This window comes from Acidovorax sp. (assembly GCF_046291265.1).
GTDB lineage: Bacteria > Pseudomonadota > Gammaproteobacteria > Burkholderiales > Burkholderiaceae_C > Acidovorax.
The window spans coordinates 1-24,648 of the sequence record NZ_JBKBTV010000069.1 but is presented as its reverse complement, the minus strand read 5'-3'; the positions used below and the strand labels follow the sequence as shown (position 1 = coordinate 24,648).

The 24,648-nt window shown below is 63.5% G+C and carries 22 protein-coding genes; 12 read left to right on the top strand and 10 right to left on the bottom strand.

All coding sequences use genetic code 11. The features are described 5' to 3' along the window. The first annotated feature begins 175 nt into the window (after positions 1 to 175). Positions 176 to 1,429, top strand: coding sequence for a diaminopimelate decarboxylase (lysA, locus tag ACK41V_RS20010; RefSeq protein ID WP_409784923.1), 1,254 nt, complete (start codon positions 176 to 178; stop codon positions 1,427 to 1,429). Between the two features lie 326 nt (positions 1,430 to 1,755). On the opposite strand, the gene ACK41V_RS20005 is transcribed toward lysA, so the two are convergent. From ACK41V_RS20005 to ACK41V_RS19990, 4 genes are all read right to left on the bottom strand, one after another. Continuing rightward, positions 1,756 to 2,769 carry an NAD(P)H-dependent glycerol-3-phosphate dehydrogenase gene (locus ACK41V_RS20005; RefSeq protein WP_409784921.1) on the bottom strand — a complete coding sequence of 338 codons (1,014 nt, stop codon included), beginning with the start codon at positions 2,767 to 2,769 and terminating at the stop codon, positions 1,756 to 1,758. 223 nt (positions 2,770 to 2,992) lie between these two features. After that, entirely contained in the window at positions 2,993 to 3,451 is a 459-nt protein-coding gene (gene secB, locus ACK41V_RS20000; protein WP_409784919.1) for a protein-export chaperone SecB, read from the bottom strand. Between the two features lie 108 nt (positions 3,452 to 3,559). Continuing rightward, positions 3,560 to 3,820 carry a glutaredoxin 3 gene (gene grxC, locus ACK41V_RS19995; protein ID WP_409784917.1) on the bottom strand — a complete coding sequence of 87 codons (261 nt, stop codon included), beginning with the start codon at positions 3,818 to 3,820 and terminating at the stop codon, positions 3,560 to 3,562. 71 nt (positions 3,821 to 3,891) lie between these two features. Next, complete coding sequence (locus ACK41V_RS19990; RefSeq protein WP_409784916.1) at positions 3,892 to 4,299, bottom strand: rhodanese-like domain-containing protein; 408 nt, start codon at positions 4,297 to 4,299, stop codon at positions 3,892 to 3,894. Between the two features lie 72 nt (positions 4,300 to 4,371). Between ACK41V_RS19990 and gpmA the strand changes: the two genes are divergently transcribed. The 4 genes from gpmA to ACK41V_RS19970 all read left to right on the top strand — a co-directional run bounded on the left by gpmA (position 4,372) and on the right by ACK41V_RS19970 (position 8,137). Then, on the top strand, positions 4,372 to 5,115 hold the full coding sequence (gpmA, locus tag ACK41V_RS19985) for a 2,3-diphosphoglycerate-dependent phosphoglycerate mutase (protein ID WP_409784915.1): 744 nt from the start codon (positions 4,372 to 4,374) through the stop codon (positions 5,113 to 5,115). A 165-nt stretch (positions 5,116 to 5,280) separates the two neighbouring features. After that, on the top strand, positions 5,281 to 6,717 hold the full coding sequence (locus ACK41V_RS19980) for a S41 family peptidase (protein WP_409784914.1): 1,437 nt from the start codon (positions 5,281 to 5,283) through the stop codon (positions 6,715 to 6,717). Positions 6,718 to 6,839: 122 nt separating this feature from the next. Beyond that, entirely contained in the window at positions 6,840 to 7,595 is a 756-nt protein-coding gene (locus tag ACK41V_RS19975) for a HesA/MoeB/ThiF family protein (RefSeq protein ID WP_409784912.1), read from the top strand. Between the two features lie 113 nt (positions 7,596 to 7,708). Further along, positions 7,709 to 8,137: a response regulator gene (locus ACK41V_RS19970; RefSeq protein WP_409784911.1), complete on the top strand. Its 429-nt coding sequence runs from the start codon at positions 7,709 to 7,711 to the stop codon at positions 8,135 to 8,137. A 112-nt stretch (positions 8,138 to 8,249) separates the two neighbouring features. Here the strand turns inward: ACK41V_RS19970 and ACK41V_RS19965 are convergent, their stop codons facing one another. Beyond that, positions 8,250 to 8,882 (bottom strand): response regulator transcription factor, encoded by a 633-nt coding sequence (locus tag ACK41V_RS19965; RefSeq protein WP_100409415.1) that lies wholly within the window; start codon positions 8,880 to 8,882, stop codon positions 8,250 to 8,252. Positions 8,883 to 9,005: 123 nt separating this feature from the next. Here ACK41V_RS19965 and ACK41V_RS19960 point away from each other — a divergent pair, with 123 nt between their 5' ends. The 6 genes from ACK41V_RS19960 to ACK41V_RS19935 all read left to right on the top strand — a co-directional run bounded on the left by ACK41V_RS19960 (position 9,006) and on the right by ACK41V_RS19935 (position 14,477). Beyond that, positions 9,006 to 10,409, top strand: coding sequence for a CHASE3 domain-containing protein (locus ACK41V_RS19960; protein ID WP_409784909.1), 1,404 nt, complete (start codon positions 9,006 to 9,008; stop codon positions 10,407 to 10,409). Between the two features lie 352 nt (positions 10,410 to 10,761). After that, on the top strand, positions 10,762 to 10,926 hold the full coding sequence (locus ACK41V_RS19955) for a DUF1328 domain-containing protein (protein ID WP_409784907.1): 165 nt from the start codon (positions 10,762 to 10,764) through the stop codon (positions 10,924 to 10,926). Between the two features lie 82 nt (positions 10,927 to 11,008). Next, complete coding sequence (locus ACK41V_RS19950) at positions 11,009 to 11,401, top strand: hypothetical protein (RefSeq protein ID WP_409784906.1); 393 nt, start codon at positions 11,009 to 11,011, stop codon at positions 11,399 to 11,401. A 151-nt stretch (positions 11,402 to 11,552) separates the two neighbouring features. Next, the gene (locus ACK41V_RS19945; protein WP_409784904.1) at positions 11,553 to 11,870 is read left to right on the top strand and encodes a BON domain-containing protein; all 318 of its coding nucleotides are present in this window, start codon (positions 11,553 to 11,555) and stop codon (positions 11,868 to 11,870) included. Positions 11,871 to 12,092: 222 nt separating this feature from the next. After that, a complete protein-coding gene (locus ACK41V_RS19940) occupies positions 12,093 to 13,334 on the top strand; it encodes a putative zinc-binding metallopeptidase (RefSeq protein ID WP_409784902.1) in 1,242 nt (413 codons plus the stop codon). 183 nt (positions 13,335 to 13,517) lie between these two features. Beyond that, complete coding sequence (locus tag ACK41V_RS19935) at positions 13,518 to 14,477, top strand: alpha-E domain-containing protein (protein WP_409784900.1); 960 nt, start codon at positions 13,518 to 13,520, stop codon at positions 14,475 to 14,477. Here ACK41V_RS19935 and ACK41V_RS19930 read toward each other — a convergent pair. The 3 genes from ACK41V_RS19930 to ACK41V_RS19920 form a co-directional block, all read right to left on the bottom strand. Continuing rightward, entirely contained in the window at positions 14,443 to 15,435 is a 993-nt protein-coding gene (locus ACK41V_RS19930; RefSeq protein ID WP_409784899.1) for a transglutaminase N-terminal domain-containing protein, read from the bottom strand. The genes ACK41V_RS19935 and ACK41V_RS19930 overlap by 35 nt on opposite strands. Before the next feature lie 165 nt (positions 15,436 to 15,600). Next, positions 15,601 to 18,237, bottom strand: a complete 2,637-nt coding sequence (locus ACK41V_RS19925) for a circularly permuted type 2 ATP-grasp protein (protein ID WP_409784925.1) — start codon at positions 18,235 to 18,237, stop codon at positions 15,601 to 15,603. A gap of 218 nt (positions 18,238 to 18,455) precedes the next feature. Then, positions 18,456 to 21,962 carry a DUF2126 domain-containing protein gene (locus ACK41V_RS19920; RefSeq protein WP_409784897.1) on the bottom strand — a complete coding sequence of 1,169 codons (3,507 nt, stop codon included), beginning with the start codon at positions 21,960 to 21,962 and terminating at the stop codon, positions 18,456 to 18,458. Positions 21,963 to 22,138: 176 nt separating this feature from the next. Here ACK41V_RS19920 and ACK41V_RS19915 point away from each other — a divergent pair, with 176 nt between their 5' ends. Then, positions 22,139 to 22,861, top strand: coding sequence for an alpha/beta fold hydrolase (locus tag ACK41V_RS19915; RefSeq protein WP_409784895.1), 723 nt, complete (start codon positions 22,139 to 22,141; stop codon positions 22,859 to 22,861). Between the two features lie 187 nt (positions 22,862 to 23,048). Here ACK41V_RS19915 and panC read toward each other — a convergent pair whose 3' ends face one another. Further along, positions 23,049 to 23,891: a pantoate--beta-alanine ligase gene (gene panC, locus ACK41V_RS19910; protein ID WP_409784893.1), complete on the bottom strand. Its 843-nt coding sequence runs from the start codon at positions 23,889 to 23,891 to the stop codon at positions 23,049 to 23,051. A gap of 42 nt (positions 23,892 to 23,933) precedes the next feature. Continuing rightward, on the bottom strand, positions 23,934 to 24,648 hold a 715-nt coding region (gene panB, locus ACK41V_RS19905), incomplete at its 5' end, for a 3-methyl-2-oxobutanoate hydroxymethyltransferase (RefSeq protein ID WP_409784892.1).

The following is a 24,648-nucleotide window of genomic DNA, read 5'->3' as shown; positions in this document are numbered from 1 at the left end:
CGGAACACCTCGATGTGCCGGTGGGTGATGCGGTGTGCCATGGGGGGTTCAGTCGTGCCAGTCATGCACGCAGCATATCCATACTGAATGGGTGATGGAAATAAAAGCATTCGACCAAATACATCGGCCGGGGCATCATCCGGGCTTCCATCCTGTTTGTGCCTCCGGAGCCTTTATGTCCAACCCCTTTTCCCCCGCCCAGCTGTGGTCCCTGGCCGACCAGTTTGGCACCCCGCTGTGGGTGTATGACGCCGCCACCATCCGCCAGCGCATTGCGCAGGTGTCCAACTTTGACACCGTCCGTTTTGCGCAGAAGGCCTGTTCCAACATCCACATCCTCAAGCTCATGCGCGAGCAGAGCGTGAAGGTGGATGCGGTGTCGCGCGGCGAAATCCTGCGGGCGCTGGCGGCGGGCTACAAGGCCGGTAAAGGCGTGGAAGGGCCTTCGGAAATCGTGTTCACGGCCGACCTGTTCGATGCCGACACGCTGGACTGCGTGGTGGAGCAGGGCGTGCCCGTCAACGCGGGCTCCATCGACATGCTGCACCAGCTGGGCGCGCGGTCGCCCGGCCACAGCGTGTGGCTGCGCATCAACCCCGGCTTTGGCCACGGCCACAGCAACAAGACCAACACGGGCGGCGAGCACAGCAAACACGGCATCTGGCACACCGACCTGCCCGCCGCGCTGGCCGCCATCGCGCAGCATGGTTTGAAGCTGGTGGGGCTGCACATGCACATTGGCTCGGGCGTGGACTACAGCCACCTGGCCGAGGTGTGTGGCGCCATGGTCAACCTGGTCCGCACGGCACACGCGGCGGGGCACGATCTGCACGCCATTTCTGCCGGGGGCGGGCTGTCCATTCCGTACCGCGCAGGCGATCCCGTCATTGACACCCAGCATTACTACGGCCTGTGGGACGCCGCACGGCAGCAGGCCGAGGCGGTGGTGGGCCACCAACTGGGCCTGGAGATCGAGCCGGGCCGGTTTCTGGTGGCCGAATCGGGTGTGTTGCTGGGGGAGGTGCGCGCCACCAAAAACGCGGGCAACAACCACTTTGTGCTGGTGGACACGGGATTCAACGAACTCATGCGCCCGTCCATGTACGGCAGCTACCACGCCATGAGTGTGCTGCGCCGCGACGGCGCGACAAAGGCCGAGCGCCCCACGGTGGTGGCGGGTCCGCTGTGTGAATCCGGCGACGTGTTCACGCAGGGCGATGGCGGCGTGGTGCTGCCGCGCGACCTGCCTGCAGCCGAGGTGGGCGATCTGCTCGTCATCCAAGACACGGGCGCGTACGGCGCGTCGATGTCGTCCAACTACAACTCGCGCCCGCTGATCGCCGAGGTGCTGGTGGATGGCGGCCAGGCCCGGCTGATCCGCCGCCGCCAGACGGTGGACGAACTGCTGGCGCTGGAACTGGGGCTTTGAGGTTGTGGGCAGCGGGTGTCGGTTGCGGGTTGCGCTCCGACATCCGGTAGGTACACGCCTACGGTCAGGCGCAACACTGGCGCACACGGGCGGGAAAAGCGGGGCGATACAGTGAAATCACTTATCCACTTCAACCCCTTTCAGGAGATCACCATGCCCATCATTGCTTGGCTACTCGGCGTCCCACTTTCTGTTGTTCTGTTGCTGATGCTGTTCGGCGTGTTTTGATCCCGCGGCAACTCAAAAAAGCCGCAGAGTGTTCCCTTCGAGGGAAACACTCTGCGGCTTTTTTGTGCCTGTCTCGCCGTGAACGATGCGGGGGCGGGCTAAATCAGCTCTGACGCGGGCTCCCGGCCCATCAGCAACGCCACGGCATTTGGGGGCGTGAGCTGGCCATCCAGCAAGGCCACCACCGCACGGGTGATGGGCATGTCCACCCCCAGCAACTGCGCACGTTGCGCCACGGTGCGGGCGCTGTAGACGCCTTCGGCCACGTGTCCCAACGATTCGACAGCTTGCTGCAGACTTTTGCCTTCTGCCAACAACATGCCCACGCGCCGGTTGCGCGACAGGTCTCCGGTGGCCGTCAGCACCAAATCTCCCAGGCCTGACAGGCCCATGAAGGTGTCCGGCCGCGCGCCCAGCGCCAGCCCCAGGCGTGTGATTTCGGCCAACCCGCGGGTGATGAGGGCCGCCCGGGCGTTGAGCCCCAGCGCCAAGCCATCACACAGGCCGGTGGCAATGGCCAGCACGTTCTTCACTGCACCGCCCACCTCCACCCCCACGATGTCCTCGTTGGCGTACACCCGCACGCTGGGGCTGTGAAAAGCGCTGACCAGCGCATCGCGCACTTGGGCATGGGCGCTGGCGGCCACCAGCGCGGTGGGCTGGCCCAGGGCCACTTCTTGGGCAAAGCTGGGGCCGCTGAAGACGCCTGCTATCAGTTCAGGAGCTACCAGCGCTTGCACCTCATGCGCTAGCAGCCCAAAAGACTCAGATTCTCCGGCGGGTACCGCCTCAAAACCCTTGCACAGCCAGGCCACGGGCGCCGTGCAACCGCGCAGCGCCTGCAGCATGCTGCGCAAAGCGGCCATGGGCGTGGCAACGATGACAAGGTCGGCCCCGGGCAGCAGAACACCCAGGTCGCCATCGGCGACGGCCAGAGACGTGGGAAAGGCAATGCCCGGCAGATAACGCGGGTTCTGGCGCTCAGCACGCATGCTCCCCGCTTGGGCCGCATCGCGCGCCCACAGCGTGACCGCGTGGCCGACAGGGTGCTGGGCTGCGCTCATGGCGAGCGCCGAGCCCCAGGCACCGGCACCTAATACTATGATTTTCATAGCTATCAGCGCTTATCCATCAAGCGCTAGAGGCCTAAAACATGTTGAAATTTGAGGGCGAACTGCGCTAATCCCTTCTCGCTGCCTATGGACCTGGCGCGGCCGGAGCGAGGTAGCCGCGGAACTGGCTTCGCCAGGCCGCTGGCTGCGTCCCCCTCCCATAGCGCGCAGCGCGTAGAGAGAGGGGGAAGGCGCGAAGCGACTCAGGGGGCGTACTCTTACTTCACTGCGTCAGGATGGACGAGGGCGCGCCAGCCGCTTGGGCTTGCTGCTGTTCGTACATGGCCTGGAAGTTGATTTCCGTCAGGTGCACGGGTGGGAAACCAGCGCGGTTGATCAGGTCGGCCACGTTGCCACGCAGGTACGGGTACACGATCTGTGGGCAGGCGATGCCCATGATGGGGCCCATCTGGTCTTCAGGCACGTTGCGGATTTCAAAGATGCCCGCTTGCTTGACTTCGACCAGGAACACGGTCTTGTCCTGGATCTTGGTCTGCACCGTGGCAGTCACGGCGACTTCGTAAATGCCTTCGGCCACGGGCGTGGCTTCCACACCCAACTGGATGTCCACGCTGGGCTGCTCTTGCTCAAGCAGGATGCCGGGCGAGTTGGGTTGCTCCAGCGACATGTCTTTCAGGTAGACACGTTGGATCTGGAACACGGGGTTTTCTTGGTCGGCCATGGTTGAAAAGTCTCTTTGCAAACGGGGTTTCAGCAAAACGAAACCCGCCGGGGAGCAGCTCCCGCAGCGGGCACATGGGGCTGCATTATGCAGCGCCTGTGATGGGGGTCAGGCAGCGCCCAGCAGGGGCATCAGCTCGCCGCGACTGTCCAGCGCTACCAAGTCATCGTGGCCGCCCACATGGGTGTCACCGATGTAGATCTGCGGCACCGTGCGGCGGCCTGTGGTCTCCATCATGTGGGTGCGGGCGACCGGATCGGTGTCGATGCGGATCTCTTCGATCTGCTCCACGCCCTTGGACTTGAGGATCTGCTTGGCCCGGATGCAGTAGGGGCAGACAGCGGTGGTGTACATCTTCACGGGTTGCATGGCGATCCTCCTGGAAGCAACGGGGTCAAAAAGGGGCAAATTGCCGTGTAGCCAAGGTACGTGGGGGCGGTTTACGCCTTTTCCACTGGCAGGCTGGCTTCGCGCCAGGCTTTGAGGCCACCGGCCATGGCCTGGGCGTTGTCGTAGCCCAGCTTTTTGGCAATGCCCACAGCGCGGTTGGCGCGGGCGCCGCTGGCGCAGACCAGCACCAACGGCAGGGCTTTGTTTTTGACCACGGAGGGCAGGCGTTCTTCCAGCTGGCCCAAAGGCACGTTTTTGGCACCGGTCACGTGGCCCGTGGCGAATTCTTCGGTCTCGCACACGTCGATGACCACGGCTTTTTCACGGTTGATCAGCTGCACGGCCCGCGCGGGCGTCAGCGATCCGCCACTGGCATTCTTGAGGACCGGCCACAGCAACATGCTGCCCGAAGCCAGTGCCACGATGAAGAGATACCAGTTGTCGATAATGAATTTCACAAAGATTCCTTGGGTTGGCGAACAGCGTAATTTTAGAATGCTTGATTTTGACCCGCCTTTCCTAGGGAACTCATGTACAAGCTCGTTTTGATTCGCCATGGTGAATCCACCTGGAACCTCGAAAACCGCTTCACTGGCTGGACCGATGTGGACCTCACGCCGACCGGTGTGTCCCAGGCCATGTCGGCGGGCAAATTGCTCAAGGCCGAGGGCTATGAGTTTGACCTGGCGTTCACCAGCGTGCTCAAGCGCGCCATCCACACCCTGTGGTACACGCTCGATGAGATGGATTCCACCTGGCTGCCCGTGGTGAAAGACTGGCGGCTGAATGAGCGCCACTACGGCGCCCTGCAGGGTCTGAACAAGGCGGACATGGCCAAGCAATATGGCGACGAGCAGGTGCTGGTGTGGCGCCGCAGCTATGACACCCCTCCACCGGCGCTGGAGGCAACCGATGCCCGCAGCGAGCGCAGTGACCGCCGTTACGCGGCCCTGTCAGACGGCGACGTGCCATTGACCGAATGCCTCAAGGACACCGTCGCCCGCGTGCTGCCGTTCTGGAACGAGGCCATGGCGCCCGCCATCCGCTCAGGCAAACGCGTGGTGGTGGCGGCGCACGGCAACTCCATCCGGGCCATGGTCAAGTACCTTGACGGGATCTCTGAATCCGACATCGTGGGCCTGAACATTCCCAACGGGATTCCACTGGTATACGAACTGGACGCCGACCTCAAACCCATCCGCCACTACTATCTGGGCGATGCAGAGGCCGCTGCCAAGGCTGCGGCGGCCGTGGCATCGCAGGGCAAGGCGTAAAAATCAGGTAAAGGCAGGGAAATCCTGCCATTTCTGTTCGCCAAGCGAGCGCCCGTGTGGAACCGCAACGGGTTTGGCCCTTCTAATAGCGTGTTTGCCGCCTCTTTTAAAAGCGTGCAGACAGGGCGGTCGGTGTATATTGATTTGAAGCGGTAAAGGTGTTGTATGGGCCACAAACTCAAAATTGCAGGGTGGGTATCGATTGGCGTGGTGGCCGGTGCGCTCACCACGGTCTCCTTGCAAACAGTGGCGCGCGGCGCCATGACGCCTTTGCCTCTGGAAGAAATCCAGCAGCTATCGGCGGTGTTTGGGTTGGTGAAGACCGACTATGTCGAGCCGGTGGACGACAAGAAGTTGATCACCGACGCCATCACCGGCATGGTGGCCAGCCTGGACCCGCACTCCCAGTATTTCGACAAGAAGTCCTTCAAGGAATTTCGTGAAGGAACGTCCGGGCGGTTTGTGGGCGTGGGCATCGAGATCACGCAAGAAGACGGCTTGATCAAGATCGTTTCTCCCATTGAAGGCTCCCCCGCATTCCGCGCAGGCCTCAAGACCAACGATCTGATCACCAAGATCGACGAAACAGTGGTGAAGGGGCTGGCGCTGAACGACGCGGTCAAACGCATGCGCGGCGAACCCAATACCAAGGTCACGCTCACCATCTTCCGCAAGGAAGAAAGCCGCACCTTCCCCGTCACCATCACGCGCGAAGAAATCAAAACCCAGTCCGTCAAGGGCAAGGTCGTGGAACCTGGCTATGCCTGGATCCGGCTCTCGCAGTTCCAGGAACGCACGGTCGACGACTTTGTGCGCAAGGTGGAAGAGGTCTACAAGCAGGAACCCAACCTCAAGGGCCTGGTGCTGGACCTGCGCAACGACCCGGGCGGCTTGCTCGACGCTGCAGTGGCCATATCGGCGGCCTTCTTGCCCGCGAACGTGACCGTCGTGTCCACCAATGGCCAGTTGGCCGACAGCAAGGCCACCTATAAGGCAGCGCCCGATTTTTACCAGCGCCGCGGCGGCGGTGACCCATTGCGCCGCCTGCCGGCTGCACTGAAGTCTGTGCCTCTGGTGGTGCTGGTGAACGAAGGCTCGGCCTCTGCCAGCGAAATCGTGGCGGGCGCGCTGCAAGATCACAAGCGTGCCACCATCATGGGCAGCCAGACGTTTGGCAAGGGCTCCGTGCAGACGGTGCGCCCCCTGGGTCCGGACACCGGCATCAAGCTGACCACCGCACGCTATTACACCCCCAGTGGCAAATCGATTCAGGCCAAGGGCATCGTTCCCGACGTGATGATCGATGAGTCTGAAGAAGGCAACATCTTTGCGTCCCTGCGCATGCGCGAGGCAGATCTGGACAAGCACCTGGGCAGCGGCCAGGGCGAAGAAAAGAAAGACGAAGCCCGTGAAAAGGCCCGCGAAGAAGCCCGCAAGCGCATGGAAGAAGAGGCCAAGAAGCCCGTGGCTGACCGCAAGATTCCAGAGTTTGGCTCCGACAAAGACTTCCAGTTGGTGCAGGCGCTGAACCAGCTCAAAGGCCGCACGGTATTGGCTAGCAAAACACTGACCGAACGCAAGGACGAAAAGAAAGAGAATTGAGCTTTCGCGCTCTCTGCTCCAAAGGCCGGATTTTTTGCGAAATCCGGCCTTTTTTACGCTTGCCTCCGTTCGCGCCCACGCAGACTTTCCGCTGGTTGGGCTGCCTTTGCAAATGATGATCCATGACTGACGACCAGCTCCTGCGTTATTCCCGCCACATTCTTCTGGACGAAATCGGCATCGAAGGCCAGGAGCGTGTACTGGCCTCGCATGCCCTGATCATTGGCGCCGGCGGGTTGGGCTCCCCTGCCGCGCTGTACCTGGCATCGGCGGGCGTTGGGCACATCACGCTGGCGGACGATGACGTGGTAGACCTCACCAACCTGCAGCGCCAGATTGCGCACACCACGGCGCGTGTGGGTATGCCCAAGGTTGAATCGGCGGCGCAGGCGATGGCAGACATCAACCCCGAGACCCGGGTGACGGCGCTGAAAATGCGTGTGGATGCAGCGTCGTTGCAGCCGTTGGTTCAAGCCGCCACCGTGGTGCTCGACTGCAGCGACAACTACGCTACCCGGCACGCAGTCAATGCTGCCTGTGTGCGCCATCAAACGCCGCTGGTAGCGGGCGCGGTGATCAGGTTTGATGGGCAGATCACGGTGGTCGACCCGCGCAGCGCGCAGTCTCCCTGTTATGCCTGCATCTTTCCGCCCGTGGCCGATTTCGAGGAAGAGCGTTGTTCCACCCTGGGAGTGTTTGCGCCGTTAGTGGGTGTGGTGGGTGCCATGCAGGCAGCCGAGGCGCTCAAGCTGATCGTGGGCATTGGGCCCACGCTGGCGGGGCGGCTGTTGATGCTGGATGGCAGGGCCATGGACTGGAGCACGATGCGCGTGCAGCGAGCCCCCGAGTGTGCCGTGTGTGGCAGTGTTGTTAGGTAGGATTACTCCTACAGTCCCAGCGTGCAGCCGCTGGCAGAATTCACACCTCTGAACGTCTAAATTTGAGGTTCGAACCGCGCACCCTGCAACGTTCGCCAAAGTGGACCCCGTCTGTGAAACTGCGCACCTACATTGTTGAAGACAACGCGACCATCCGTGAGAACCTTATTGGGACTTTGGAAGAGTTGGCGTCTGTAGAAGCCGTGGGTGTGGCAGAAACCGAAGACGAAGGCAAAGACTGGCTGTCGGCACACAGCGACCAATGGGACTTGGCCATCGTGGATCTCTTCTTGCGCCAGGGCAGTGGCTTGGGCGTATTGGCCGCGTGCCGCACGCGCCGCCCAGGGCAGAAAATGGTGGTGCTGAGCAATTACGCCACGCCCGATGTCCGTATGCGCTGTGCGCAATTGGGGGTCGATGCGGTGTTCGACAAATCCAACGAGATTGATGCGCTGGTGGACTATTGCATCCAGCACAGCAGCAGCCCCAGTGCGATGGACGCTGCAGTTCCGGGTGTGCCTGCATCCGGTTCGTCCATGTGATGTCCGTTTTCACTGTTCGCTCGAGCGGACACTCCCTTTGCAATTTCTTCCCATGCGCTGCTGGCTGATCTGCCCCGGTCCGGCCGCGCCAGACTGAGGCAGACCCTGTATGTCAGTCAATCAGGCGGTTCTTGAGCGCATAGTAGGTCAGATCGCTGTTGGACGACAGGCTCATCTTCTCCATCAGGCGCGTGCGGTAGGTGCTCACCGTCTTGACACTCAGCGACAGCGCCTTTGCAATGTCCCCTGCCGTCTCACCCTTGGCGAGTTTGAGGAAGACCTGAAACTCGCGCTCAGACAGCTGCTCGTGGGGCGGCGCGTCGTCCTTGCGGTTCAATTGCTGGGCCAGAAGTTCTGCAACAGCAGGCGTCAGGTAGCGGCGGCCCAAGGCAATGGTGCGAATGGCTTCGACAATTTCAGAGGGCTCGCACTCTTTGTTGAGGTAGCCGCTCGCGCCCTGGCGAATCAGGTTGATCGCGTAATGCTCTTCAGGGTAGCCGCTCAAGATGAGAATGCCCATGTCGGGCGCCTTGGCGCGCAGCATGGCCAGTGCGTCCAGCCCGCTTTGGCCTGGCATCGACAGGTCCATCAGCAGAACATCGATTTCCTTGTTGCGCACCAGGTCAATGGCTTCGCGGCCGTTGGCGGCTTCACCTTCGACCCGCAGATCCACATGCTCCGACAGGAACTGCCGCAGCCCGGAACGAACAATCGCGTGGTCATCCACAATGCCAATCTTGATCATTGATCTTTCTTTCAAGGGAGCGGCGTTGCCACCCCCGGTGCGCGTTGATTTCAAAGTGGGCCGACATGGCAGTCCATGGGCTTCACCACTTCCTGAAGATCAGCCATTATCCAGAATAAGCGTATGAACCTCAAAGAAAACACCCGGCGCTGGTTACCAAAGGTCCGCCAGATGGCGTTGAGCCTGCCTATGGCGCTGCTTGCAGCCATGGTTCTGGTCGGTATCAACGAAACGGGCCACATGCGTTCGCAGGACGCCGTCGAGCAGATGACACATGGCCAGAGCACGCGCAGCGCCGTCAATACGCTTCTGCAAAGCATGCTGGACGCAGAAACGGGCCAGCGCGGTTATCTGCTTACGGGCAACGAAACCTATCTGGAGCCATACGACAAGGCTGTGGCCACGGTGCAGACCAATCTGGACCGCTTGCGCAACCAGTTCATGGACTCGCCAGACGACATGCAGGAGTTCGCTCTTCTGTCGCGCCAGATCTCGCGCAAGCTCGCCGAAATGGAGCTGAGCCTGCGTTTGCGTCGGCAAGGCAATGAGGATGCGTGGAAGTTCATCTTGCACACGGACGTGGGCAAGGAGCACATGGAGGCGATTCGCAAGCATGCGCTGGAGCTGATCGCGCGCAGTGACCAGCGGGTCGAGTTTGGCAAGCAGCAGATCGAACAGTCGCTCATGCTGTCGCGCATCGGTATTGCCACGGTCACGGCCATCGGTTTGCTGGCGTTCTACATGTATCTGCGCCAGGCGCAGGCGCTGCAAACCGTGAATCATCGGGAGCAGACGCTGCTCGAACGCGAGCGTGACCGCCTGGAAGGCCTGGTGCGCGACCGCACCGCCACGCTGTCTGAGCTGGCCAACCATTTGCAAGAGGTGCGCGAAGAAGAGCGCGGACACCTCGCCCGTGAGTTGCACGATGAACTGGGTGCGCTGTTGACAGCGGCCAAGCTGGATGTGGCGCGGCTCAAATCCAAGATAGACGCCACGGCACCTGACATTGCCGAGCGACTGAAGCACCTGACCGAAACCCTGAACAGCGGCATTGCACTCAAGCGCCGCATCATCGAAGACCTGCGGCCTTCGTCGCTTTCCAATCTGGGGCTGACGGCTGCCATTGAAATCCTCACGCGTGAATACGCTGAGCGCGCGGGCATTGAGGTCGAGACCAGCCTGGAGGCAGTCAAGCTGCCAGATGCTACGCAATTGACGGTGTACCGCATGGTCCAAGAGGCACTCACCAACATCGGCAAGTACGCCCAGGCGCGCAAGGTGCTGGTATCCGTGCATTCCTACCCCACCCACGTGGCAGTGCAGGTGCGCGACGATGGTGTGGGGTTTGATCCGTCCTCAGTGCGTCCCACATCGCACGGGCTGGCGGGCATGCGCCATCGGGTTGAGGCGGCAGGCGGGCGCCTTTCGCTCACCTCGCGCCCTGGCGATGGCACGTTGTTGTCGGCTGTGTTGCCTTTGCAACGCACCTCTGGCGAAGTGCCCAAGATCGAGGCGCCAAGCGCTTAAACCCGGGTTTAGAGCGCCTGCCGCTCTGGCAAATTTCTCCACAACCGCCATGCTCGCTCCGTGTGGTCGGGGGATTGGTCGCGCCCATGCGCGTGGTACGTGTCTTTTCCGGTGCTGATGCGCTATCGGTGTGCTCGGGCGCTGCGCACCACGCCCGTGCCCGTCGTCTGCGGGATGAGTGGATAACGCTAAGGCGTGATGTCCTACAAAGCCCCCGTAGCGCTGCCGACACGCTTGCGCGCTGGCTACCGGCATCTTCGAAACACGTCGCCGCCTACAGTAAACCCCAGGCGCTGAAGTTCTCTCGCCACTCAATCCGCCGACACACCGGCCCCGACAAAAGGAGATGGAAATGTTGCACTACGCAGTGGTTTTTCTGGTTATCGCGCTGATCGCAGCCCTCTTCGGCTTTGGCGGCATAGCTGCTGGTGCCGTGGGCATCGCCAAGATTCTGTTCTTTGTGTTCGTGATCATGGCCGTGGTGACCTTTGTGCTGGGCCTGCTGAAACGGCGCTAACCCGCGCTGACAGTCGCCACATTCACGCGCACCGCCTCCAAGCTTCACGCATCTCACAACCCACACCCCAAGGAGTTAATTCATGAGCATCCAGACTGCCACCGACAAAGTTGCCACCAGCGCCCACAAGCTTGCCGACGATGTGCTGCAGAGCGCCCAAGACGCTGTTCAATCGACCCGCAGCGCTGCCAACAACACGCTCGAGCGTGCCGAAGACGGTGTGCGCGCATTGCGCAGCCGTACCGACCCCGCCATTGACGATCTGGCCGCACGTGCGCAAGAGCTGGCTGCCCGCAGCATTGATTACTGCGCAGAAACCAGTGCCCGTGCTCGCCGCCAAATGCATCAGGCCGCAGATGCCACCAACAAATATGTGGCCGAGCAGCCTGGCAAGTCGCTGGTCATCGCCGCTGCATCGGGTGCTGCGTTGGCGACGCTGATGTTCTGGATGTCCCGCCGCCGCGGTTCTTACTAAGGCAAAGATCTTCGAAGCTGTGAGAGCACAGTCAAAACCTGCTCTTGAGGCTTCTATCCCACAGTCCGTCGGTCGCGGAGGGTGCAACAGACCGGCAGATTGATGTTTTCCAGCACCCGCGTTCCCAACCATTTTCAACAAGGACAACACCATGAAATACGCACGTGCCCTCGCTTTCGCCGCTGTCGCCGGCATCACCATCGTGACAGCCACTGGCTGTTCCGTGGCTCGCAACCAGCAAACTGCTGGCGCTTATGTCGACGACGCTGGCATCACCACTGCTGTGAAGGCAAAGATGGCTGAAGACAAGACCGTGTCTGCAACGTCCATCAGCGTGGAAACACTCAATGGCACCGTTCAACTGTCTGGTTTTGCCAAGTCGCAAGCCGAAAAGAACCAAGCCGAATCCATCGCACGCAACACCAAAAACGTGCGTGAAGTACGCAACAGCATTGTTGTGCGTCCCTGATCGGATCACTTGACTGCGGTGCTGGGGGCGTCAGCTCACCAGTACACCGGAAGTCAACACCAGAGCAGACTCGGGGCCCGTCCTTGAGCCTGCTCTTTTGCATTGGGCCGCGCAAAGCAGTCTTCTTTTGATCTGCAAGCCTTTCGAGAGACTGCTGGCATTCGTCCCCCCATCCCTGCCGTTTGATCTTCGCCTCCCCCTACTGGGTATAAGCTCAACACCATGCGCGTATTCAATTGCGACCATTGCGGTCACCTGGTTTTTTTCGACAGCGTGCAGTGTGTGCACTGTGGCAGCACGCTGGCATTTTTGCCGGATGCGCTCACCATGGCTGCCTTGGCGCCTGCGCCTCAAGATGGCGCAGGTCTTTGGCGGCGCATGGGCGGACGAGGCACCGCCCAATACAGCGGGCGTTTGTACCGGCTGTGCCACAACCACACAGAACACCAGGCCTGCAATTTCGCAGTGCCTGCCAACGATTACGCCGAGTATTGCGTCTCCTGTCGCCAGACCCGCGTGCTGCCTGATCTGTCCGAGACCGCCAACCGAGGGCGCTGGATGCAGATTGAAGCGGCCAAGCGTCGGTTGTTCTACACCTTGGCCCGATTGGGGCTGGAGCCCGCGCCCGGGCGTCCAGGACCGATTTTTGAATTTCTGGCAGACCTTCCGGGTGGGCCTTCCATATTGACGGGCCACCACAGCGGAACCATCACGCTCAACGTGGCCGAGGCGGACGATGACGAACGTGCGCGCCGCCGCATCGCGCTGGGCGAGCCCTACCGCACCCTCATCGGCCATCTGCGCCACGAATCCGGCCACTTCTATTGGGACCAACTGGTGCGTGACGGAGGGCGGCTGGAGGCCTTTCGCAGCGTGTTCGGTGACGAAAGCCAGGACTACGCCGCTGCACTCGACGCGCACTATGCCAAGGGCAACGACGTGGGCGACTGGGCAGAGCGACATGTGAGCGCCTATGCCGCCGCCCACCCTTGGGAGGACTGGGCCGAGACCTGGGCCCATTACCTGCACATGATCGACCTGCTGGAAACCTCGGCCAGCTACGGCACTGAAATCACGGTTCCCGGTATTTACGGCGCGCAGCGCAGCAGCGCGTTAGACCCCTTTTCCAAACCCGCACCGGACTTCGACACCATGCTGCTGCAACTGGTGCCATTGACCCTGCTGCTCAACAGCCTGACCCGCAGCCTCGGCCAACCCGATGCGTACCCGTTTGCACTGGCCGGGGAGGCGCTTGAGAAGCTCCGTTTTGTGCACGACATGGTGCGGGAAGTGGCCAACCGGCCCGCGGCCCCTGTGACTACTGCAGCTGCGCCTGCGCCTTTGCCTGACCCCGCACCAGCGCCAGCACCAGTCCAACCGTCTGCAGGCGTCCTGGCACCTGCACTGATCGCAAAACAAGCTGTCAAAAAGAGTAGCAAACTAGTCAATAAGGACGTGCGCTAGAGCCTATTTTGATGCAAACTCTGCGGTAAATGCCTTCCGTTAGATGGCCAGGGGCGGGCGGCCTGGAACTTGCTTGAAGTCGGGCAGGAGGTTGACTCTTATGAAGACGCATACCAGAGTTTTGTCGCCCGGCGATCTTGGCAGGGCACAGCGGATGCAGGGCTCGGTGCCTGGGGAGGTTGCATGTTAAGCCGCACAGCCGACCACCTTTTCTGGATGTCCCGCTACACCGAGCGGGCAGAAAATACCGCCCGCATGTTGGATGTGAACTACCAGAGCGCGTTGTTGCCACAGTCGCCAGAGATCGCACTTCTGGGCTGGCAGGGGCTGTTGTCCATCAGCGAATTGCTGCCCAGTTACATGGCCGAGCACGGCGAAGTGACTCCCGCCAAGGTGCTGAACTTCATGGTCAAAGACCCGGCCAACTCCTCGTCCATCGTCGCGTGCCTGCGGGCAGCGCGAGAGAACGCACGAGCGGTGCGCGGCGCACTGAACACAGAGGCCTGGGAGATCCAGAACCAGACATGGCTCGAAGTGAATCGGCTGATTCAAGAAGGGGCGTTGGAGAGTGACCCGGCGCACTTCTTTGAATGGGTGAAGTTCCGGTCCCACCTCTCGCGCGGGGTGACGGTGGGCACCATGCTGCAGGACGAGGCGCTGCACTTCATGCGGCTGGGCACATTTTTGGAGCGCGCCGACAACACCGCCCGGCTGCTGGACGTGAAGTTCCACGCAGTACAAAGCGACTTTTTTGGCGCCGCCGTTGCGCAGGACCAAGACTATGACTTCTACCACTGGAGCGCGGTCTTGCTGAGCGTTTCAGGCTTTGAAACCTACCGCAAGGTCTACCGGGATGTGATCACCCCTGAGCGCGTGGCCGAACTGCTGATCTTGCGCGCCGACATGCCGCGGTCGTTGCACGCCTGCATGAAGGAAGTGATGGGCAACCTGGACATGCTGAGCAGCGGCCGGTCGGCCGAGACCCAGCGCCACGCCGGGCGGCTGTTGGCGCACCTCAAGTTTGCGCACATCGACGAGATTTTGACCAACGGACTGCATGCCTACCTCACCCAGTTCCTCGAACGCGTGAACGACCTGGGCGGGCGGATCAGCCGGGATTTTCTCGTTCCGTCGACGGCGTGAGCGGGGCGGTATCGGCCGGTGCGTCACCCGTTGCGGGAGCTGCTGGCGATGCCGTAGCGGGCTCCACAGTCACGGCCACCTGCAGCACGTGGTGATCGCCGCCATGGATCACCCCGCGCACTGGCGAGACATCTGAATAGTCGCGCCCGAGTGCCAGGGTCACATAGTCTTCGCCCGCAGCGCGGTCGTTGGTCGGGTCCAGATCAAACCACTCCGTGTTTCCTGCGGGGTCACTTCCTTCACGCTCACCATCTGGAGGGGGTGACCACACCGACACCCAGGCGTGCGAGGCATCGGCCCCCACCAGCCGGGGTTGGCCCGGCGGCGGTTCGGTCAGCAAATAGCCGCTTACGTACCGCGCGGCCAGGCCCATGCTGCGCAGGCAGCCGATCATCACGTGGGCAAAGTCCTGGCACACCCCACGGCGCAGCCGCAGGGATTCCAGTGCGGGCGTGCCTGCGTCTGTGGCGTGGGCTGTGTATGCGAAATCGGCGTAAATGCGCGACATCAGGTCGCGGGCCGCTTCCATCAGAGGGCGCCCCGGCGCAAAACTCTCCCGCGCATACGCCACAAATTCGGCATGCCGCGGGATGTAGGGCGAGGCAAAACCAAACTCCGCCGCGGGTTGATAGGGCAGCCCGCTCCGATAACAAAGGCGCTCGCGCACCATCTCCCACGGTTCGCCGGGCGGTGCAACGGGGGGATTGCTTGTCTCCAGCAGGCTTTCGGCGCGCACACGCAGCGCGTCGTGGGTGAACGGCAGGCTGAAGAACGCGCGGGTATTGCCAAACACGTCCTCCATCGTGTGGCACTGGGTTGGTGCTGGCTCCACCTGCAGCGAATGGGTCAATACGCGTTGCACCAAATCAGTGCGCGGACGCAGATGGGCCATGTGCTGGGCGTTCTGCACCGCTGGCGTGTAGTGGTACACCGTTTCGTGGATGACGCGCAGTTTCATGGAAATCAGTTTATGAAATCGGAGGCTGTGTGAAACCGGCGCGCCCGAGGCGAGGGCAGCCGAGCAAGGGCCGTCCCGCAGCGAGGGCTGCGTCCCCCTGCCCGTAGCGCGCAGCGATGCGAGAGCGGGGGGAAGGCGCGCAGCGCCTCAGGGGGGTGTCTCAAATCATGCTCCCACGCTGTGCCGCAACGCGTCGGCAGAGTGTGTGAAATAGCGCGTGGCCAGCACGTCCGACAGCTCCTGCACACCCTGAACGCAGCCATGGAGGTACTGCTCCAGCGCCACGTACTCGCCTGCGTCATCCTGCGCGCACAGGGCCGCGAGCGACACGTCGGACGCATCCGGAATGCCCAAACCCGCAGACTCCCCCGGTGTGCCCGCCGCAGCTTCGATCTTGGCGATGCGCCCGCGCAGGGTCTGCGCCACCCAGGCCAGCGACCGCGGGTTGTCCCGGTCGATCACCAGCAGGTCAAGCAGGGCCGGCATGTCGCGCCGTTGTTGGTACTGTGCGTGAAAGGTGATGGTGCTGTCGAACAGCCCCAGCATGGCCTCGAAGCCACTTTCGTCCGACACCGCGCCCGTCTGGAGCCCGCTTTCCAGCGTGGCCGCCAGAAATCCCAGGCGCTCCAGATGCCGGCCGATGGACAGCAGGCGCCAGCCGTCGTCGCGCGTCATGCGGTCCGTCTGTTGGCCCGTCATTGCGGCGGTGCGGCCGCTCAGTGCTTCAAGCTGGCGCAGGGCTTCCAGCGGCGAGTAGTCAGCGTCTTCGGCCGCGCCGGGGCATGGCGCAAAAAACTCTGCTTCTGCGCCCACGATCAGATTCCAGTGCTCTTGCGACAGGCGGTCGCGCACCGCCGAGGCTGCGCCCATGATCCCGCGCAGGTTGTAGCCCACGCTGGTGACCTGCGCGGCATTGGTCAGCCCGGCAATGAGCGAGCGCTCAAACACCCGCCGTGCCTGCGTTGCAGGGGGCACGGTGGACAGCACCAGGCCCTGGCCCACGGCCATGGCGCTCAGCCAGGTCATCAGCGGCTGGGACGATTGGTCTTCGCCGTTCAGGCACTGGATGGCGATGCGCGCAAGCCGGGTCGCGTTCTCGGTGCGCTCGGTGTAGCGGCCCAGCCAGAACAGGTTTTCGGCCGCACGGCTGGTCACGCGGCGGCTGCGGTGCACCACCGCGGGCGCGTTCTGGTTGTGCGCCAGCAGGGTGGTCTTGTCCACATGGCCATCGGTCAGCACCCAGACATCGGCACTGCTGCCACCGCGCTGCATGGAGGTGATTTCGCGGTCATCGTTGGCGATGCGGGCCAGCCCGCCGGGCAACACGCGCCAGGAGTCGGGGCCATCGCACACTGCAAACACCCGCAACATCACCGAGCGGGGCGAGATGTGGCTGCCCCGGTGGTCGGTGCGCCAGGTGGGCATCTGCGACAGTGGCAAGTGCGCCTGCACGGTGTATTCATCGCCCTGGGCCTCGATGCGTTGGGACCACTCTTTGAGCGCCTGCGGGGACAGCGCCCCGCCCAGCACGGGAGTGCGTTGTGCCATGGGCCAGGTGGGGCGAATGACGCTGTGGGCCAGTTCAGGCAGCACCTCTTGCAGAGCCGCCTGCTCGCCGCACCACCAGGTGGGCAGGGCGGGCAGCGCAAGCTCTTCACCCAGCAAATGGCGCGAGAGCGCGGGCATGAACCCCAGCAGCGCCGACGACTCCAGAAACGCCGAGCCCGGCGCGTTGGACACCACCACGTTGCCTGCCCGGATCGCCTGCAACAGGCCCGGCACGCCCAAGCGCGAGTCGCTGCGCAGTTCCAGTGGGTCCAGAAACTCGTCGTCCAGCCGTTTGAGGATGCCGTGCACCGGCTGAAGTCCGTGCAACGTCTTGAGATACAGGTGGTCGTCGCGCACCGTGAGGTCGTTGCCCTCCACCAGTGTGAGGCCCAGATAGCGTGCCAGGTAGGCGTGCTCGAAGTAGGTCTCGTTGTAGGGGCCGGGCGTCAGCAGCACGATGCGGGCGTCCTGGCCCGCGGGGCTCATTTGCCGCAGTCCGTCGAGCAGGGCCCGATAGGTCGCGGCCAGGCGCTGCACATGCATCTGGCTGAAAGCCTCAGGGAATAGCCGCGAGATCAGCAGCCGGTTCTCCAGCAGGTACCCCAGGCCCGACGGCGCCTGCGTGCGCTGCGTGACCACCCACCAGTCGCCCTGCGCATCGCGGGCCATGTCGAAGGCGGCGATGTGCAGGTGGTTGCCGCCCACGGGCTTGACGCCATGCAGGGCGCGCAGATAGCCCGGGTGGCCCTGCACCAGCGCGCTGGGAATCAGTCCGTTGCGGAGCAGCTCTTGCGGGCCATACACATCCGCCATCACCCGGTCGAGCAGCCGGGCCCGTTGCTGTACCCCGTGTTCAATGTGGGCCCAGTCGTCCTGCGACAGAATCAGCGGGAAAAGATCCACCGACCAAGGCCGCTGTGGACCGTCCGCGTCGGCGTACACGTTGTAGGTGATGCCGTTGTCGCGCACCTGCCGCTGCAGGCTTTGGGTGCGCCGGTCCAGGTCTTCAAACCCAGCGCTCCCCAAGTGTTCGAAAAAGTCAGTCCAAGTGCTGGAGATGCCAGGTTCGATGGATGCTGATGCCGGGGGCGCGTCTACCGAGGCTTCGCTGCCCGGTGGCTTTTCGCCGCCTTCATCTTTGGCTTCGTCGTCATCGTCGTCGTTGTGGTTGTCATGGGTGTGCGGCGTCAGGTCGCAGCCACGCAGCTCGTCAAAATGCCCGGTCGCGGCGGCTGGCGCCAGGGCCATGGCCATACCGGCGGCGGTGTCCTGTGCATCCAGGGGGAAAAGGGTGTCGTTCAATGGTTCCACTGCGCTGGATTCTCGGGCATTTGGTCTCCAGGACTCTGCGGGTTACCCACACCCGGCGAAACTGGCGCGCCCCAGGCCAGGGACGCCAAGCAAGGGCCGCCCCGCCGCGAGGGCGTCGTCCCCTTGGGGGGAAGGCGCGCAGCGACTCAGGGGGGCTTCTTCTACGGCCGCATCTTGCGCCGCAAGTCCAAAGTGAACGGAAACTCCCGGCTGCCCGGCAGGTTGATGGTGGCGGGGGGCACGGCCAGCCTGCCCGGCGTGTGCCCCATGCGGGTAAAGCGCGTCAGGCGGCGGCTTTCTGCCTCATAGGCGTTGACCGGAAAGCTGTCGTAGCTCAGGCCGCCCGGATGGGCCACGTGGTATTGGCACCCACCGACGGATCGGTTCATCCAGGTATCCACGATGTCAAACGTCAGCGGTGCGTGGGCGCCAATGGTCGGATGCAGGGCCGAGGGCGGGTTCCAGGCCTTGTAGCGCACACCGGCCACAAACTCGCCGGTGGTGCCCGTGGTCTGCAGCGGCAGCGGTTGGCCGTTGACGGTGACCACATGGCGGCTTTCATTGAGGCCGGTCACGCGCACCTCGATGCGTTCGAGCGACGAATCCACATAGCGCACGGTACCGCCCGCAGAGCCTTCTTCGCCCATCACGTGCCAGGGTTCCAGCGCGTTGCGCAGCGTCAGCTCCACCCCCATCGACTGCACCGTGCCGACCATGGGGAAGCGGAACTCGAACTGCGGCGCAAACCACGCGGGGTCAAACGCATAGCCCGCTTCGACCATGTCGGCCACCACGTCGTGCATGTCCTGCTGAATGAAGGTGGGCAGCATCCAGCGGTCGTGCAGCTCGGTGCCCCAGCGGGCGGCCGGGGCGCGGTAAGGGGTTTTCCAGAAACGCGCAATCAGGGCCCGCAGCAGCAGTTGCTGCACCACGCTCATGTGGGCATGGGGCGGCATCTCAAACGCGCGCAGCTCCAGCAGGCCCAGGCGGCCGGTGCTGCTGTCGGGCGAGTACATCTTGTCGATGGAAAACTCGCTGCGGTGGGTGTTGCCCGTCACGTCCACCAGAATGTTGCGCAGCGTGCGGTCTACCACCCAGGGCGGCATGTCTTGCCCATAAGTGGCGCGGTTGGTCTCGATCTCGCGCAGCGCAATTTCCAGCTCGTACAACTGGTCGTTGCGGGCCTCGTCCACACGGGGCGCCTGGCTGGTGGGGCCGATGAAGAGGCCGCTGAACAGGTAGCTCAGGCTGGGGTGGTTGTGCCAGTACAGTAGCAGGCTGGCCAGCAGTTCAGGCTTGCGCAAAAACGGCGAATCTGCAGGCGTGGCGCCGCCCATCACAAAGTGGTTGCCGCCCCCGGTGCCGGTGTGGCGGCCATCGGTCATGAACTTCTCGGCCGACAGGCGCGTCTCCCACGCGGCCTGGTACAGAAACTCGGTGTGGTCCACCAGTTCGCGCCAGTTGCTGGCGGGGTGAATGTTCACCTCGATCACGCCGGGGTCGGGCGTGACCTGCAGAATCTTCAGGCGCACATCGCGTGGTGGCGGATAGCCCTCCAGCACGATCTTCATGCCCAGGTCGTGCGCCGTGGCTTCCACGGCGGCCAGCAGGTCCAGGTAGTCTTCCAGGCGCTGCAGCGGCGGCATGAACACATACAGCACGCTGTACTTCTCGCCCACCTTTTCGGCCTTGGGGCCGCTGGCGCGGCGCGGGTCACGCACCTCCACACACAAAGCCGTGCGCGACAACCCGGCCGCCGATTGAAACCGCTTGGGCGGCTGCAGATCAGCGTGGGGATCGGGTTGCCCGGTTTGGCGCGCGTGGTCGCCGCCTGCCGTGCCCTGCACCACACGGCGCGCCTCGCCGGGGGCGGTGGCGCCTGCCAGGTAAGGCAGGTCGCGGTCGCCGACCACGGCAGGGACCGCTGCGGTGGCATACCGTGCACGCAAGGCAGAGGCGGCCTTCAGCGGGCCCTGGGGAACGGTCGGGTCTTGGGGGATGAGCTGGTCGGTGTCGGCTGCGCTCAGCCACGGCAACGCGTCCAGCGGCAAGCGGTATCCCATGGACGAGTCGCCCGGGGTCAGGAACATGCGGTCGCCGCGGAAGTACCAAGGGCTCGTGCTCCAAGGGCTGCCTGCCCGCGCGCCTGTTTCGTCAGGGTCGATGGCATGAAGCGGCAACACATAGCCCACCACGGTGTCGAGTTTTTGCTCAAACACGCGGCGCAGGCGGTTGCGTTCCAGCTCGTCGTCCAGGCGCGCGTCAAACGGGTCCACGTTGACGGGCAGGCGCCGCTCGCGCCACAGGTAGTAGAAGGTGTCCTCGTAGCCGGGCCGGATGAAACGGTCTGTGATGCCCAGTTTGCCGGTGAGGTGGCGCACAAAACGCTGGGCGTCGTCGCTGGTGTAGTGCGACGGTTCCCGTTCATCGGCAAACAGGCTGGGGTTGGTCCATGCGGGCTGGCCGTCTGCGCGCCAACAGATCGAGAGCGCCCAGCGCGGCAACTGCTCGCCGGGGTACCACTTGCCCTGGCCCAGGTGCAGAAAACCGCCCTGGCCATATTCAGCGCGCAGCTTAAGCATCAACTCGGTGGCAAAGCCGCGCTTCGTGGGCCCCAGGGCGTCGGTGTTCCACTCGGCGGCGTCACGGTCGCTCACGGCCACAAAGGTGGGTTCGCCGCCCATGGTCAGCCGCACATCGCCCGCTTGCAGATCGGCGTCCACTTGGTCGCCCAGCGTCAGCACCGCCTGCCACTGGTCTTCGGTATAGGGTTTTGTAACGCGGGGGGATTCATAAATGCGCGTCACGCGCATCTCGTGGCTGAACTCCACTTCGGCTTCGTCCACGCCACCTTCAATGGGCGCGGCACCCGAGGGCTGGGGTGTGCAGGCCAGCGGAATATGCCCTTCGCCCGCCATCAGGCCGCTGGTGGCGTCCAGGCCAATCCAGCCCGCGCCGGGCAGATACACCTCGCACCAGGCGTGCAGATCGGTGAAGTCGACTTCGGTGCCGCTGGGGCCATCGAGCGCCTTCACGTCGGGCGTGAGTTGAATCAGGTAGCCCGACACAAACCGCGCCGCCAGCCCCAGGTGGCGCAGCAGTTGCACCAGCAGCCAGCCCGAGTCGCGGCACGAGCCGCTGGCTTTTTGCAGCGTCTCCTCGGGCCCTTGCACGCCCGGCTCCATGCGGATGAGGTAGCGGATGTCGTTGGCCACCTGCTGGTTGAGCTTGACCAGAAAATCAATCGTGCGCTGCGGGCTGCGGTCGACCTTGTCGAGGTAGGCCTGGACCAGCGGGGTGATCGGATCGGCCGCCAGATAGGGCGCGAGCTCTTGCTGGACCTCGTCGCTGTAGTTGAACGGAACCTCTTCGGCGTCAGGCTCCAGAAAAAAGTCGAAGGGGTTGTACACCGCCATCTCGACCACCAGGTCGACGGTGATCTTGAAACCGCGCGTTTTTTCGGGGAACACCAGGCGCGCCTGGTAGTTGGCGAACGGGTCTTGCTGCCAGTTGATGAAGTGCTGCTCGGGCTCGACCTTGAGCGAGTACGAAATCACGGTACTGCGGCAGTGGGGGGCAGGTCGCAATCGCACGGTTTGCGGCCCGAGGCCGACCAGCCGGTCGTATTGGTAGTGCGTGACGTGGTGGAGCGCGGCGTGGATGGGCATATGCCGGGCATGCTAGCAAGTCCCGAGCCATCGTGGGTAACTATTCCCTGGGCTATGCTTTTTGTTCATGGCCTGTTCACAATCTGCGCTGCGGGTCTTGAAACCAGTCGATCAGGCCTGCGCCCGCGCACATTCAATCCATAGCACCATCTTGGTGACAACACGGTTTTTCTGCCATGTCTTTGCAACCCCAACTTCTGCTTTTGCCCGGCCTGGCGGCCGATGAACGCATGTGGCGCGGCATGCTACCGCTGTTGCCCGCTGCGCTGCGGCCCGAGGTCACCACGGCCCACCAGGACGTGGCGCTGCACTCCATCGAAGACTTCGCTGCGCGGGTGTTGGCGCAGCACGCCGGCCCCTTGGTGCTGGCCGGGGCGTCCATGGGCGGCATGGTGGCCATGGAGGCAGCGCGCCAAGCGCCGGACCGCGTGGCGGGGCTGGCCTTGCTGGGCACCACGGCGCGGCCTGAAACGCCGGACATGCGCGCCCTGCGCGAGGCGGCGATGGAACTGTTTGAACAAGGTCGCCTGCGCGAGGTGATCGAGCCCAACGTGGCGCTGGCGTTTCACCCCGACAACACCACCCGGCCGGGGCTGGTGCAGGCTTACCTGGACTTTGTACTGGACGCTGGCGCCGCCCACCTGGTCCGCCAGAACCGCGCTGTCATCCACCGGCCCGATGCGCGCCTGCACCTGCCCCGCGTGGCCTGCCCCGTGCTGGTGGTGTGTGGCGAGGCCGACCAGCTCACACCGCCAGAATGCTCCGCAGAAATGGCAGCGCTGGTGCCCGGTGCCGACCACCATCTGCTGTCGGGCTGCGGCCACATGCTGACCATGGAACAGCCCGAGGCGGTCACCCGCGTGCTGGTGCAGTGGCTCGCCCGCAGTGGGTGGATTTGATGTGAATTTTGAGTGTTTTTGGCCTCTAGCGCTTATCCAATAAGCGCTAGTAGCTATGAAAATAGGAGTAAGAGCAGCTCACAAAACTCAGCGAAGCGGTTCTGGCTAGACGCTGCGTCGCAGGCAGTACGGGCAGTACGACAAGACGCTGCAACGACGCAAGAAGAGTTTTGTTCGCTGCTCTCAATCAGAACTCCAGGTTGTCAATCAACCGCGTGTTGCCCAGCCGTGCTGCGCCCAGTGCCACCAGCGTGCCTGGCGCATCGGCCGCCGTGGCGGGCAACAAATCGGCGCGGCGGCGCACGGTGAGGTAGTCGGGCAACCAGCCCCGGGCGCGCAGGGCGTCCAGGGCCTGGGGTTCCAACGCGGCAGGGTCGCTGGATGGATGGCGCCACCGTTCGGCCAGCTGGCGCAAAGCCTGCGACAGGGCCACGGCCTCTTGCCGCTCTTGCGCGCTGAGGTAGCCGTTGCGTGAGCTCAGTGCCAGGCCATCGGCAGCGCGCTCGGTCTCGCCCGCTACCACGTCGATGGGCAGCGCAAACTGCTGCACCATGTGGCGAATCACCATGAGCTGCTGGTAGTCCTTTTTGCCAAACACGGCGGTGCCGCCCGTCTGGCCCAGTACACAGGCAAAAAGCTTCATCACCACGGTGCCCACGCCCACAAAAAAGCCGGGGCGAAAGTGCCCCTCCAGCATGTCGGCCAGCGCCGGGTCGGGGTGCACCTTGAAGGTCTGTGGTTGCGGGTACAGGTCGCCTTCGCGCGGCGCAAACAGCACATCGCAACCAGCGGCCCGCAGCTGCGCGCAATCGGCCTCCCAGGTGCGGGGGTAGCTGTCAAAGTCTTCGTGGGGCAAAAACTGCAGGCGGTTCACAAAGATGCTGGCCACCGTCACGTCGCCCAGGGGCTTGGCCTGGCGCACCAGAGCGATGTGCCCGTCGTGCAGATTGCCCATGGTGGGCACAAAGGCGGGGCGGCGGTAGGGCGCCAGGGCCTGGCGCAGGTCGGCAATGGAATGGGCAATCAGCATGGAGTGAAAGGGAGTCAGTGGGCGAAAGTGAGGGGTGGCGGTTTACCAGGCGTGTTGGGCGTTGTCCGGAAACCGCCCCTGTTTGACGGCTTGCACATACGCCTCCATGGCGCCGCGCACGCTGTCCGCGTCCTGCATGAAGTTGTGCACAAACTTCGGCATCTTTCCCAGGTTCATGCCCAGCATGTCGTGCAACACCAGCACCTGGCCTGCCGTGCCGTTGCCCGCGCCAATGCCGATGGTGTGGCAGTGCGGCAGCTCGACCGTCAGGTCGGCGGCCAGCGCGGCAGGCACCATCTCCAGCACCAGCATGGCGGCGCCTGCGTCCTGCAGTTCGTGCGCTTCTTGGCGCAGCGTGCGGGCGGCGTCGTCGGTTTTGCCCTGCACTCGGTAGCCGCCCAGGGCGTGCACCGTCTGTGGCGTCAGGCCCAAGTGGGCGCACACCGGCACGCCGCGCTGCACCAAAAATTCCACCGTGGGCGCCGTCCAGCCGCCGCCTTCCAGCTTGACCATGTGTGCCCCCGCCTGCATCAGCACACAGGCGCTGCGCAGGGCCTGCTCGCGGCTTTCGGCATAGGTGCCGTAGGGCAGGTCGGCCACCAGCCAGGTGGTGCCCTGCACCCGCTGCAGGCCGCGCGCCACGCTGGCCGTGTGGTAGGCCATGGTGTCCAGCGACACGCCCACCGTGCTGGGCAGGCCCTGGCACACCATGCCCAGCGAGTCGCCCACCAGAATGCAGTCCACACCCGCTGCATCG

What these genes read in the sequence shown, in the direction of transcription:
- lysA (WP_409784923.1), top strand. Translation starts at nt 176, where the DNA reads ATGTCCAACCCCTTTTCCCCCGCCCAGCTGTGGTCCCTGGCCGACCAG.
- ACK41V_RS20005 (WP_409784921.1), bottom strand. Translation starts at nt 2,769, where the DNA reads ATGAAAATCATAGTATTAGGTGCCGGTGCCTGGGGCTCGGCGCTCGCC.
- secB (WP_409784919.1), bottom strand. Translation starts at nt 3,451, where the DNA reads ATGGCCGACCAAGAAAACCCCGTGTTCCAGATCCAACGTGTCTACCTG.
- grxC (WP_409784917.1), bottom strand. Translation starts at nt 3,820, where the DNA reads ATGCAACCCGTGAAGATGTACACCACCGCTGTCTGCCCCTACTGCATC.
- gpmA (WP_409784915.1), top strand. Translation starts at nt 4,372, where the DNA reads ATGTACAAGCTCGTTTTGATTCGCCATGGTGAATCCACCTGGAACCTC.
- ACK41V_RS19980 (WP_409784914.1), top strand. Translation starts at nt 5,281, where the DNA reads ATGGGCCACAAACTCAAAATTGCAGGGTGGGTATCGATTGGCGTGGTG.
- ACK41V_RS19975 (WP_409784912.1), top strand. Translation starts at nt 6,840, where the DNA reads ATGACTGACGACCAGCTCCTGCGTTATTCCCGCCACATTCTTCTGGAC.
- ACK41V_RS19965 (WP_100409415.1), bottom strand. Translation starts at nt 8,882, where the DNA reads ATGATCAAGATTGGCATTGTGGATGACCACGCGATTGTTCGTTCCGGG.
- ACK41V_RS19960 (WP_409784909.1), top strand. Translation starts at nt 9,006, where the DNA reads ATGAACCTCAAAGAAAACACCCGGCGCTGGTTACCAAAGGTCCGCCAG.
- ACK41V_RS19955 (WP_409784907.1), top strand. Translation starts at nt 10,762, where the DNA reads ATGTTGCACTACGCAGTGGTTTTTCTGGTTATCGCGCTGATCGCAGCC.
- ACK41V_RS19950 (WP_409784906.1), top strand. Translation starts at nt 11,009, where the DNA reads ATGAGCATCCAGACTGCCACCGACAAAGTTGCCACCAGCGCCCACAAG.
- ACK41V_RS19945 (WP_409784904.1), top strand. Translation starts at nt 11,553, where the DNA reads ATGAAATACGCACGTGCCCTCGCTTTCGCCGCTGTCGCCGGCATCACC.
- ACK41V_RS19940 (WP_409784902.1), top strand. Translation starts at nt 12,093, where the DNA reads ATGCGCGTATTCAATTGCGACCATTGCGGTCACCTGGTTTTTTTCGAC.
- ACK41V_RS19935 (WP_409784900.1), top strand. Translation starts at nt 13,518, where the DNA reads ATGTTAAGCCGCACAGCCGACCACCTTTTCTGGATGTCCCGCTACACC.
- ACK41V_RS19930 (WP_409784899.1), bottom strand. Translation starts at nt 15,435, where the DNA reads ATGAAACTGCGCGTCATCCACGAAACGGTGTACCACTACACGCCAGCG.
- ACK41V_RS19925 (WP_409784925.1), bottom strand. Translation starts at nt 18,237, where the DNA reads ATGGCCATGGCCCTGGCGCCAGCCGCCGCGACCGGGCATTTTGACGAG.
- ACK41V_RS19920 (WP_409784897.1), bottom strand. Translation starts at nt 21,962, where the DNA reads ATGCCCATCCACGCCGCGCTCCACCACGTCACGCACTACCAATACGAC.
- ACK41V_RS19915 (WP_409784895.1), top strand. Translation starts at nt 22,139, where the DNA reads ATGTCTTTGCAACCCCAACTTCTGCTTTTGCCCGGCCTGGCGGCCGAT.
- panC (WP_409784893.1), bottom strand. Translation starts at nt 23,891, where the DNA reads ATGCTGATTGCCCATTCCATTGCCGACCTGCGCCAGGCCCTGGCGCCC.